Origin of the sequence: Pseudomonas sp. GM21 (assembly GCF_000282215.1) — a bacterium.
GTDB lineage: Bacteria > Pseudomonadota > Gammaproteobacteria > Pseudomonadales > Pseudomonadaceae > Aquipseudomonas.
The window spans coordinates 23,820-34,584 of the sequence record NZ_AKJS01000112.1; the positions used below are offsets into that span (position 1 = coordinate 23,820).

General features: G+C 58.1%; 10 protein-coding genes. 2 read left to right on the forward strand and 8 right to left on the reverse strand.

Translation table 11 applies throughout. From position 1 onward, the window contains the following. Positions 1 to 64: 64 nt before the first annotated feature. The 3 genes from zapE to PMI22_RS10645 all read right to left on the reverse strand — a co-directional run bounded on the left by zapE (position 65) and on the right by PMI22_RS10645 (position 2,726). Positions 65 to 1,195, reverse strand: a complete 1,131-nt coding sequence (zapE, locus tag PMI22_RS10655) for a cell division protein ZapE (protein WP_033049391.1) — start codon at positions 1,193 to 1,195, stop codon at positions 65 to 67. A gap of 275 nt (positions 1,196 to 1,470) precedes the next feature. Next, a complete protein-coding gene (locus PMI22_RS10650; protein ID WP_007946912.1) occupies positions 1,471 to 2,223 on the reverse strand; it encodes an anti-sigma factor family protein in 753 nt (250 codons plus the stop codon). Continuing rightward, positions 2,220 to 2,726 carry a sigma-70 family RNA polymerase sigma factor gene (locus tag PMI22_RS10645; RefSeq protein ID WP_007946913.1) on the reverse strand — a complete coding sequence of 169 codons (507 nt, stop codon included), beginning with the start codon at positions 2,724 to 2,726 and terminating at the stop codon, positions 2,220 to 2,222. The genes PMI22_RS10650 and PMI22_RS10645 overlap by 4 nt, the downstream gene beginning before the upstream one ends. Before the next feature lie 157 nt (positions 2,727 to 2,883). Between PMI22_RS10645 and PMI22_RS10640 the strand changes: the two genes are divergently transcribed. After that, positions 2,884 to 3,969, forward strand: a complete 1,086-nt coding sequence (locus PMI22_RS10640) for a catalase family peroxidase (protein WP_007946914.1) — start codon at positions 2,884 to 2,886, stop codon at positions 3,967 to 3,969. Beyond that, positions 3,966 to 4,511 carry a cytochrome b gene (locus tag PMI22_RS10635; protein WP_007946915.1) on the forward strand — a complete coding sequence of 182 codons (546 nt, stop codon included), beginning with the start codon at positions 3,966 to 3,968 and terminating at the stop codon, positions 4,509 to 4,511. The genes PMI22_RS10640 and PMI22_RS10635 overlap by 4 nt, the downstream gene beginning before the upstream one ends. Positions 4,512 to 4,684: 173 nt before the next feature. Here PMI22_RS10635 and PMI22_RS10630 read toward each other — a convergent pair whose 3' ends face one another. The 5 genes from PMI22_RS10630 to PMI22_RS10610 all read right to left on the reverse strand — a co-directional run bounded on the left by PMI22_RS10630 (position 4,685) and on the right by PMI22_RS10610 (position 10,633). Beyond that, a complete protein-coding gene (locus PMI22_RS10630; protein ID WP_007946916.1) occupies positions 4,685 to 5,836 on the reverse strand; it encodes a M14 family metallopeptidase in 1,152 nt (383 codons plus the stop codon). Between the two features lie 141 nt (positions 5,837 to 5,977). Next, entirely contained in the window at positions 5,978 to 7,120 is a 1,143-nt protein-coding gene (locus tag PMI22_RS10625; RefSeq protein WP_007946917.1) for a hybrid-cluster NAD(P)-dependent oxidoreductase, read from the reverse strand. Positions 7,121 to 7,129: 9 nt separating this feature from the next. Continuing rightward, positions 7,130 to 8,386 (reverse strand): aromatic ring-hydroxylating oxygenase subunit alpha, encoded by a 1,257-nt coding sequence (locus PMI22_RS10620; protein WP_007946918.1) that lies wholly within the window; start codon positions 8,384 to 8,386, stop codon positions 7,130 to 7,132. 125 nt (positions 8,387 to 8,511) lie between these two features. Continuing rightward, positions 8,512 to 9,450: a LysR substrate-binding domain-containing protein gene (locus tag PMI22_RS10615; protein WP_033049394.1), complete on the reverse strand. Its 939-nt coding sequence runs from the start codon at positions 9,448 to 9,450 to the stop codon at positions 8,512 to 8,514. A gap of 31 nt (positions 9,451 to 9,481) precedes the next feature. Next, on the reverse strand, positions 9,482 to 10,633 hold the full coding sequence (locus PMI22_RS10610) for an MFS transporter (protein ID WP_007946921.1): 1,152 nt from the start codon (positions 10,631 to 10,633) through the stop codon (positions 9,482 to 9,484). Between the last annotated feature and the right edge of the window lie 132 nt (positions 10,634 to 10,765).

The following is a 10,765-nucleotide window of genomic DNA, read 5'->3' on the forward strand; positions in this document are numbered from 1 at the left end:
GATCAAGGGAAGGCGCAGGGGCCTGGAAGTGGGCGACATGATAGCGGTAAAGCAGGCTCGCCTGTCAGGCCGGTGCGCGCACTTCCTGCAACTGCCCCAAACGGCTGCGTGTACGCGCCAGATCGATGGCATCGCCGCCCAGGCTTTCACGCAATGGGTGTGGGCCGAGCAACGTCAGGTGCTTGTCCTGATCGTATAAAACGTCGATCAAATTGATAAAACGCTGCTGCGCGGCAATGGAGCAGTCGGCCAGGTCAGGCAGTTCGTCGATGATCCAGTGATCGAAGCGCCTACACAGCTCCAGGTAATCCATGACTGCCGTGGGGTGATCACACAGATCGGCAAAGGTGAATCCGACGGTCCGTTCTGCGCAGTGCCGCGCATGAAAATGCCGGGTACCGACCGGCAGCTGCAATGGCGGGGTGTTGCCTTCGGGCAGGTTCAACGCCTGGCGTTGCGTCACGCTACCCGGCCAGACATACCGGCCTTGCGTAAACACCTGCTGCGCATGGGTTCTGACCTGACTACGGTAGTCATGCGGGCCGCCGACTTCCATCACGTGCATGCGGGCGTGGATCAGCTCGATAACGGGTTTGAAGCGTGCGTGGTAGAGCGGGTTGGGTAACAGGCCCTCTGGCGGATAATTGGAGGTTACCAGCAGCAGAATACCGCGACGGAACAGCGCCTTGAACAAGCGCGTGATGAGCATCGCGTCGCCGATGTCATGGACGTGAAACTCGTCGAAACACAGCACCCGGCAGTCGCTCAGCAACTCATCAAGGGTAACTGCCAGCGCATCGGGTTGATCACGATGGGTGAACATGCCCTGATGCAGCCGGGCAAAGAATTCATGGAAGTGCAGCCGCTGTTTTTTTTCGATCGGGATCGCCTGGAAGAAGCCGTCGAGCAACCAGCTCTTGCCGCGTCCAACCGCACCATGCAGGTAAAGACCGGGTAGGGTTTTCGCCGACTCGCCGAGCAGGGCGGTGGCGTGCTGCGCCATGCAGTCGATCACCCGCAACTGACTGTGGCTGAGGGTGTAGCCCTGGGCATGGGACTTTTGGTGGAAGTATTCGTGGACGACTTTGCCCGCCGCCACGCCGCTGGCCGGTTCCGCAAGCGCCTTGCCGAAAAGGCCGCGCAAGGAAAGCCAGCGTGGTGTCAGTCGCGAACGTTTGGGCGGTCGAGCGGCCATTGTCATGTCAATCCGTAGTCGTCAGGCCGGCTCCCCGAGCAGCGGCGGCGTAGTGTAACCAGTTGGGTAATTTCTCTTCCAGTCCTGTCGACGGGTGAAGCGGGATTGAACAGACCGCCGGCCTTCGCAGGTGTCAGGGCAAAGCTGAACACATTTCGGACGGAGTGTCAGCTAACATCAACTTTGAATGTGCCACCGTCATCGCCAGCAGGCTGGCTCCCACAGGGGGCGGCGTCAATCACAAAACCGCCCCCGCAATGGGATCAGCGGTGTGGTCAGAACTGTGCGGTTTGCTTGAGCATCTGCGCCGCCGGCGTGTCACTCGGGCTGACCATCGCATAGTTGTAGCCGCTGCCGGACCAGTACTCGGCCTGCAACTCGCCATCGCTGCGGCTGCCCCGTGGCAGCAAGTAGTTTTTCGGTCCCGGTGGGCGCACGTAGAAACTGATCTTGTGCCCGCCCTGATCCTCGTAAACCACCATCGCCGCCGGCCCTTGTTCGGTGCTGAGCAAACGGCCGCTGACCGGTTTGAAGCCTGCGCCTGACAAGTCGGGGAGACGATTGGCGCGGGTGAAATAACGGTCCAGCCAGCCCTGCATGTCACCGTCGGCGTTGACCTTGTAGTCGGCCGGCAAGATGCCTTGCTGGGCGATCAGGCGATAAGCCTGCATGGCATCGGTCATCGGCGGCGGGGCGTCGGGCAGGGTCATCTCACGCGCTTGCCAGCCGCTCAATCCACCGACGCTGACAGCGATCAACAGCACCGCCGCACTGGCCAGATGACGGTGGGACTGGTGTTTAAGGCGTTGGCGAATCAGTGCCGGGTCAAGCTCCTGATTGACCGGTTGTTGCAGGGCACCGCTCAGTGCTGCGCGCAATTGTTGAGCGTCCTGCTGCCAGGCGCGTACTTGCGCGGCTGCTTCAGGGTGGTTTTCCAGGTAGGTTTTCACCAGACGTCGGTCGGCGTCGTCAAGTTGGTGATCGACGTAAGCGTGCAGGTCACGCTCGCTCGGGGGCATGCTGATCATTTGAGTATCCGCAAAGAAGGGCTGGTGATTTCGCCGTCGCTGAGTTGGCGCAAGGCCTGGCGGGCGCGGGACAGGCGGGACATCACGGTGCCGGTCGGGACGTCGAGAATCTCGGCGACCTCTTTATAACTCAAACCTTCCACCGACACCCAAAGCAGCAGCGCGCGCTGTTCGGTGGTGAGTTGATCGAAGGCTTGCAGCGTCGATTGGGCAATCACCGTGCGTTCGACCGACGGCTGTGCGTCGTCGCGGCCGGTAAAGAATTCGAGCATTCGCGCATAACGCCGGGTGCGACGGTGGGCGTCCAGAAACTGCCGGTACAGAATCGAAAACAACCAGGCGCGCAAGTCGCCCCCGGGGCGTTTGTCAGCCCAACTCGACAGCGCTCGCTCCAGGCTCGACTGCACCAGATCGTCGGCGCTGCTGGGATTGCGCGTCAGCGAACCCGCGAAACGCCGCAGCCTGGGAATGATTTCTCTGAGTTGTTCGTCGATATCGTTCATGAAGTTCTGGCTAGTCACTACGCTGGGACTAGGAAGACGCCCGGCATATGAGGTTATTCCACGCCTGCAAAAATAAACACCGGGCGATGGAATAAAGCGCAGTGGGGTACGTCTGCTTGATTCTTCTCACTTGTGGCCGACGGCCCTGGAGTTATTCATGGTAGATCGCTCATCACCGCCCACCCGGCCACCGCTGAGTGCCGCAAGCCTGACACTGCGTTTGACTGGCATTGCGGTCGTGGTCGCCGCGCTGGCCGGTGCCTTTGCCTACGTCAATGGCACACTCGACCCACAGCGCCTGACGCCGAAAGCGCTGATCAACGTGCTGGAAAAGAACAACGGCGTACACCCGGGTTTCCGCCGTAATCACGCCAAAGGTGTGTGCGTAATCGGGTATTTCGAAAGCACCGCTGAGGCCCGCAGCTATTCCAGTGCGCAGGTGTTCAGCGACGCCAAGACCCCGGTGGTCGGGCGATTCGCTTTACCCCCCGGCAATCCTTACGCACCCGACAGCGCCGTGCCGATCCGCAGCATGGCGTTGCGTTTCACCCAGGCCAACGGTCAACAGTGGCGCACCGGGATGAACAGCATGCCGGTATTCCCCGTGGGCACCCCTGAGGCGTTTTATCAGTTGCAGCAAGCCCAGTCGCCGGATCCGGCCACCGGTAAACCCAACCCGGCGGCGGTCCCGGCATTCTTCGGTGCTCATCCCGAATCTGCGCCGTTTCTGGCCTGGATCAAAACCGCCAAGCCGTCGGCCAGCTACGCGACAGAGACGTACAACAGCGTCAACGCGTTCTACTTGGTGAACGCCGCCGGTCAACGCCAGGCAGTGCGTTGGAACATGGTGCCAGTGGCGCAGGATGCGGCGGGTGCCACAGCGCCTGAGGGCAGTGATTTTCTTGAGAAAGATCTGGTTCAGCGCCTGTCAGCCGGGCCGCTACGCTGGCAGTTGCAGATCACGCTGGCAAACCCGGAGGATCCGGTCAACGACGCCAGCAAGGCCTGGCCAAGCGGTCGCAAAGTGCTGAACGCCGGCACTTTGGTCCTTGAACGCACCCAGCCACAACTCAATGGCGAGTGCCGCGACATCAACTACGATCCGCTCGTGCTACCCAGCGGCATTGAAGGTTCCGACGACCCGTTGCTCGCTGCACGCTCAGCCGGTTACGCCAATTCCTACTTGCGCCGCACCAGTGAAGTCAGTCAGTTGAGTGCCGCTAAACAGGAGGCTCAACAATGAGCGCTCAACCGAACCATTTCGCGCCGTTGGCGCGGCTGCTGCATTGGCTGATGGCGCTGATGATCATTGCGATGCTGTTTATCGGCGCGGGAATGGTGGCCTCGGTGTCCGAGCGCCATGAGTGGTTACTCAATCTGCACAAGCCTTTGGGCGTTGCGATTTTGCTGCTGGTGATTGTGCGTTTGTTCGTGCGCTTTTCCACCCGACAGCCACCGTTGCCGGCGGATCTGCCGAGCTGGCAGGCACTGGCGGCCAAGGCCTCACACGTTTTGTTGTACGTCTTGATGTTGGTTTTGCCGTTGCTTGGCTGGGCCATGATTTCGGCAGCGGGTGACCCTGTGATGATCAGCAACTCGCTCCAGTTGCCCTCGATCCTGCCGGCCAATGCGCAGGTGTTTGCGTTCCTGCGCAAGGCGCATGGGTATCTGGCGTATCTGCTGTTTCTCACCGTGCTGCTGCACCTGGCGGCGGCGTTGTTTCACGGCTGGGTGCGGCGTGATGAGGTGCTGGACAGCATGTTGCGCGGCAAGGATCGCGGCTGACCTTGTAGTAGCTGGCGTAGCCTGCGTCCCGTGTAGCAGCTGCCGAAGGCTGCGTCCGGCTGCGAAGCAGTCGTAAAAACGAACACCTCGGTCTTTCAGGTCAACCGAGGTGTTTGATGGCGACTGCTTCGCAGCCGGACGCAGGCTTCGCCAGCTGCTACAGGGCCGGGTGATCAGCGCAGGGTGTCGACCATGTCAGCGATGGTGGTCAACACGTCTTTGCCCAATTGCTTCGAGCGCTTGCCGGACCAGCCCGTGAGCGCATTCGGTGAGTCGTTGTTGTCCTTGAACGGCATCTCCAGGGTCAACGACAGGCAGTCGAATTTCTGGCCGACGCTGTTGCAGGCCAGGGTCATGTTGGCTTTTCCCGGTTCGTCGCGGGTGTAGCCGTGCTTGGTCTGGAAATCCTTGGTCAGGTGTTTCAGATGGCTGCGGAAGTGTTCTTCGAGTTTTTCGATTCGCGGCGTATAGCCCGGGTTGCCTTCGCAGCCGGCGGTGAACACGTACGGGATTTCTTCATCACCGTGGACGTCGAGGAACAGGTCGACGCCATACTTTTCCATCTGCTGTTGAGCGAACAGCACTTCCGGGCTGATCTCCTGGCTGGCGCTTTGCCAGGCGCGGTTCAGGTCCTGGCCCATGGCGTTGGTGCGCAGGTGACCATGGAAGGCCCCGTCCGGGTTCATGTTCGGGATCAGGTACAGGTCGGCACTGGCCAGCAGTTTGTTCAACACCGGGTCGTCGTGTTTTTCCAGGCGCTCGATCACGCCCTCCATGAACCACTCGGCCATGTGTTCGCCGGGGTGTTGCTGAGCAATGATCCAGACCTTGCGCCGGCCTTCGGCGCCCGTGCCCTTACGCAGCAGCTGGATGTCTCGACCTTCAGCACTCTTGCCGGTGGCCAACAGTTCGGTGCCGGCCTTGGTCAGGGCCTGTTCGATCAACCAGTCGTGACGGCCACGGCCGTAAGGTTCGAAATAGGCAAACCAGGCGTGGGTGGCGGTGGCTTCGAGGCTGAAGCGCAGGCAGTCGCCTTCGAAGATGGTGGGTACGCGGAACCAGTTGACGTGGTCGTAGGACGCAACGGCCTGATAACCGTCCCAGGCTTTGTTGTACGAAGACTTGCTGGCGTTGTTCAGGCGAAACCAATGTTCCTGACCAACGTGCAGGCCGCTGGCCTTGAAGTGGAACCACTGAAAATGCTGGCTGCGGGTGTCGGGTTTGATGGCCAGCAACGCTTGAAGCGGATTGCTGATATCCAGCACTTCGATGTTTCCGCTGTCAAAGTTTGCACTGATGTCGAAGGAAGATTTGGCCACGCTCATAGTCGGTTCCTGAATATGATTTTATGGCTGCTACTTTACACGCTGGAAAGAGATTAGGCGGCTGGAAAAAATCGCCTGGCGCTATAGGTTGCCGTTGGTATCTCCACCGGCAAGCCACAGCGCACTGACGGACGGCCCTGGCTACAAATCGATGACGAGATCTGACGTAGGCTTGCTGCAACAGAGCAAGCGCAGCCCCTTGTCGATTTCACGCTGGCGGATACCGCCGTTGTGGTTCATCTCGACCGTGCCTTGCAGCACTGCTGTTTTACAGGTGCCGCACACCCCTTGGCTGCAGGAGGAGGGGACGATGGCACCGGCCTTTTTTGCAGCCGTCAGCAGCGTCTGATTGCCTGGCATGCTGAAGGTTTTACCTGAGCGGGACAGCGTGACTGTAAATACGTCCTCCCGTTGATCAAGGATGGACGGCTGCTCCAGGAGGGGTTCTGTGTCCAGCACCGCGATATCGAAGCTTTCCTGGTGATAGTGCTGGAAATCAAAGCTTCCCTGTTTGAGTAGAGACTTGACCGCATCCATGTAGCCTTGCGGCCCACAGGTGAACACTTCTCGCTCCTTGAAGTCAGGTACCCATTCGCTGAGGAAAGCCAGATTCAGGCGGCCGATGGGACCGCTCCAATCCGTGTCGACGCCGAGCCCTTCGCAGATATTCAGGACGCGCAAGCCAGGCATGCTGGTCTGCATTTGGCTCAGTTCGTCATGAAAAATGATATCGATCGGGGTTCGCGCGCTGTGTACGAAGACGATATCCAGTCTGGCGGCCATATCGAAACTTGCCCGAGTCATCGACATCAGCGGCGTTACTCCGGAGCCCGCCGACAAGTAAAGCAGCTTGGCGGCTGGATGGCCGACCGGCGTAAAGCTGCCAGCGGGACCGGAAGCCAGCAGCGTATCGCCTTCGCGCACGTTATCGTGCAGCCAATTCGATACGGCCCCACCGGGTACGCGTTTGACCGTGATCGAAAACGCAAAAGGGCGAGTGGGTGAAGATGACACCGTATAGCAGCGTGCCACGCTTTGCCCGGCGATGATCGGCGAAAGGGTGATGAATTGCCCCGGCTCAAAACTGATTGCGCTGAATTCCGCACAACGAAAGATGAAGGTCTTTACGTCATGGGTTTCGTCGCGCACGGCGCAGCATTGCAGCACCTTTTGTTCGCCGCTGTTCCACTGTGCACCGTAGGCGCTCCAGGTGTCAGGATCGCTGAAGAGGCTCTGCGCGGTATTGGCGCCGTTGGCAACCGGTGGTTTTGCATAAGTGGTCATAGTCATTCCTCATACGCCATGGGCGGTAAGTCGCGCGGCGTACCAGCGGGAGAACTGATCAACATAAGATTCGGTAAACGTCGAGAATGGCCCTGGCGTGTAGGCAGGATCCTGCGTGCCGCTATGAGTGATTGCGACAAGGTTGGCGTCCTGCTGATTGGTCGCTTGCCACACTTCGGTCAGCTTATCGATGTTGTAGTCTTTGCCCTCAATGGCGTCGGCATGGACCAGCCACTTGGTACGCACCAAGGTCTTGTCAGGGGCAAGAGGGATGATGTAGGAAATCACGGCGTGATCGCTCATCACATGCGTCCAGGAGTTGTGAGTCCAAAGATGAACGTCACCGAGATCGCGGCGGGTCAGGTCACCGAACAGTCGCGTACAGGCCACCCGGGTGTCGAGCGTTTGAGACTCGCCATTGCCGGCGATGACCAGCCGTTGCGTGCGAAACTGGGTCACTGCGTCTACGTCCAGGTGTTCAACGGCGTCGCAGATAAATCCGTCGTTTTCCCAGTTCCGTTTTGCAGTCGCATTGCGTTTTTCATATTCATCCAACGCCAGCAATGACTCTTCGCTCAGACCTTCGGCGCAGAAACCGAAATCTTCCGGCAGAAAAGACGCGGTTAATTCCGGATGCGTCGCTGAGCAGTGATAGCACTCGCGATTATTTTCGATGACCAGTTTCCAGTTGCCGTTTTCAATGATTTCCGATTCATAGGCAATCTTCGAGTGCGTAATGTTGTAAGGAATTAGCCGAGGCGCCATTGTTTGGTCTAGATAGGCGATATCTTCTGGAGGCTGATCGCCCAGGCAAACGAAAATGTGCGTACCGACAACTTTTGTATGAACAGGGATCAGACTTTTGCACTTTGGATCGAAATCCTTTCCCATATGAGCGGCATGTTTCAGACTGCCGTCAAGATCGTAAGTCCATTGATGGTAGGGGCACACCAGCAGGCCAATGGTCGATTTACCGGCCGGCTTCAGGCGCGCTCCGCGGTGACGGCATACATTGCGAAACGCTTGCACCTGCTCATCGTCGTCGCGTACGACGATGATCGAAGACTTGCCTATGTCGATGGTTGAAATATCCCCGGGCTCGGGAATATCAGCTGTGACGCCTACTAAAATCCAATGTTTGGTGAAAAAGATATCGACGTCGGTTTCGAATATGTCTTGGCGACCAAATAACGCCCCGTGCATGCCATGGCCGGGTGTGCGTGCGCTAACAAGCTCTTGTTGGGATTGCTCGACGATAGTTGTCATTATTGCCTCACGGGGGCGATCTGGAACATCAGCAGGTGATAGTGAGGCAAGTATCGAAATGGTACATGTTTGCGTCAATGCGCTTAATTTTCACCTTGGCATATCTAAAAGTTATGCGAAGAACTTCAGTGAGTTGATACCGATTCATCTCGCAGCCATTCGACGAGGGCATGAACTAATGGGGTTATTTCTCGACCGTTCGGAACAACAAGGTAATAAGCCTCTTTGGGCTTGACCACATAAGACGTGATACGCACCAACTCTCCACTGAGGAGCATGGGCCCGAGTAACCTGTTCCAGCCCAAGGCAATCCCATACCCCCGCAGGGCTGCCTGAACCGTATCGTTGTAGCTGCTGCAACGCAGGCTGTAATTGATCTTCGGGCGACTGTGCCCCAGCTCCTTGAACCAGCTGTTCCAGGTCATCCAGCCTTCGAGCGTTGTTTCCGAATCGATGAGATCCATGTGCAGGAAGTCATCGACAGAGACTGGTGCGGGATGAGTGCTCAACCAGGCCGGCGAACACACTGGGAAAACATCTTCGTCAAACAGCAAAATCGAAGTGCCGTCCTCCCATTTGCCATTCCCGAAGCGCACGGCGATATCGACATCCTGTCGACTCACGTCTGTATTGAGGTTGTCTGTGATCAAGCGCAGTTGCAGCTTGGGTTGCGACAGGCGCAATGCGCTCAGCCTGGGCAAGATTCGTAGTTGCGAAAACGCGGCAGTACAGGCAAGCACCAATTCCTGTTCGGGAATGCCCTCGGATATCTTGTCAAAGACGCTCGCCATGCGCTGCATGGATTCGGAGACCACCGAATACAGCACGTAACCCTCGCTGGTTAATTTGATGGCGCGGTGCAGTCGATGGAATAACCTGGTGCCCAGGGTTTCTTCCAGGTATTTGATCTGCTTGCTGACTGCAGCCTGGGTCACTCCCAGTTCTTGAGCGGCCAGCGTGAAGCTGCTCAATCGCGCGACGGCCTCGAACTCCATCAATGCTGTCATGGAGGGAATCAGCCGGCGGTAACCCTTGACCTTTTTATTGGTTTCTTCACTACCCATCATGGTTGATCCTGAAAGGGTGCGGGTTTGATTAATGTCGAAGCAATCGAGCTGTCGCACTCACAAAAATCAGCAGAACGACCAGACCGCTCAAAGCGAATGACAAGGTGCTCAGATGAGCGACCATACCAATAAATGCCGGCCCTAAGAGAATGCCTGCGTAACCCATGGAGATGATGGCCGGGATAGCCACGCCCTGCGGCATTCTTTGCTGTCGGCCTGCAGCCGTAAAAAGCACAGGGACGATGTTGGAGCAGCCGACTCCTACCAGGGCGTAACCGATCAGTGACGCAGGCCATCCATCGAAACCCAGTGATACGACGAAGCCCATTGCCGCACAAAGTCCGCCAAGCATCACCACGCGCACACCGCCAAGCCGGGTGACGATGGCATCGCCTGTCAGTCGTCCCACTGTCATGGTTGCGGCGAAACATGCATAGCCCAATCCACCATAGCTGGCTTCCATTCCCCGGCTTGAGACCAGAAAGATCGCACTCCAATCGAGAATCGCGCCTTCAGTGAGAAACACGATGAAGCAGAGCGACCCCAAGAGAAGAACGATGCCTCTGGGCACCGCAAACAGCGGCCCTTCCTTTTCCGTCCCATACGGCAGCAACGCAGGTGCAGCTCTGTAGAGCGCTGCCAATACGGTTGCAACAATGCAGAGCACCGAGAGCAAGGGTGTCAGGCCCAAGGTGAGCAAGACGGTCATCGCGCCGGCGCCCACTATGCCACCAACACTGTAAAGCCCATGGAAGCCGGATTGAAGGACCTCCCCGCTGTTTTTCTCGACAATGACCGACTGTATGTTCATGGCGCAATCAAGCATGCCCATGCTTGCACCGAAGGCCAGCACGACCAATGCCAGCCCTGGCAGCCAAGCCACACTGCTCAACAGCGCCAGCAGCGCACATAGTGCAACGGTCGACCAGATAACGACCGGTCGACAGCCATGGCGCGCAGTGAGATAGCCCGCAAAAGGCATGGCCGCAATAGACCCGACTCCCAAGCCGAGTAGCAGCAAACCCAGACCGCCATCGTCCAACCCCGTACGTTCTTTTGCCAAAGGAACCAGAGGGGCCCAGGCAGACATGACGAGACCCGCGATGAGAAAGGCAATTCGGGTGGCCACCCGCTCGCCGTGATTTGCATTGAGTTTTAACAATGGCGATGGAGCATTCATGGTTTCGGCAATCCTTATCGACGTGATGTCGCCATTCAGTAGTGATGCGCAGCGACAATCACGATAGGACCCTGCATGCCGTTGCAGTTGTTTCGGAGCGACATGCTCTCGCCCATTCCGCTACTCGCCGAG

Coding starts and splice junctions, on each gene's coding strand:
- zapE (WP_033049391.1), bottom strand. CDS start 1,195: ATGGCCGCTCGACCGCCCAAACGTTCGCGACTGACACCACGCTGGCTT.
- PMI22_RS10650 (WP_007946912.1), bottom strand. CDS start 2,223: ATGATCAGCATGCCCCCGAGCGAGCGTGACCTGCACGCTTACGTCGAT.
- PMI22_RS10645 (WP_007946913.1), bottom strand. CDS start 2,726: ATGAACGATATCGACGAACAACTCAGAGAAATCATTCCCAGGCTGCGG.
- PMI22_RS10640 (WP_007946914.1), top strand. CDS start 2,884: ATGGTAGATCGCTCATCACCGCCCACCCGGCCACCGCTGAGTGCCGCA.
- PMI22_RS10635 (WP_007946915.1), top strand. CDS start 3,966: ATGAGCGCTCAACCGAACCATTTCGCGCCGTTGGCGCGGCTGCTGCAT.
- PMI22_RS10630 (WP_007946916.1), bottom strand. CDS start 5,836: ATGAGCGTGGCCAAATCTTCCTTCGACATCAGTGCAAACTTTGACAGC.
- PMI22_RS10625 (WP_007946917.1), bottom strand. CDS start 7,120: ATGACCACTTATGCAAAACCACCGGTTGCCAACGGCGCCAATACCGCG.
- PMI22_RS10620 (WP_007946918.1), bottom strand. CDS start 8,386: ATGACAACTATCGTCGAGCAATCCCAACAAGAGCTTGTTAGCGCACGC.
- PMI22_RS10615 (WP_033049394.1), bottom strand. CDS start 9,450: ATGGGTAGTGAAGAAACCAATAAAAAGGTCAAGGGTTACCGCCGGCTG.
- PMI22_RS10610 (WP_007946921.1), bottom strand. CDS start 10,633: ATGAATGCTCCATCGCCATTGTTAAAACTCAATGCAAATCACGGCGAG.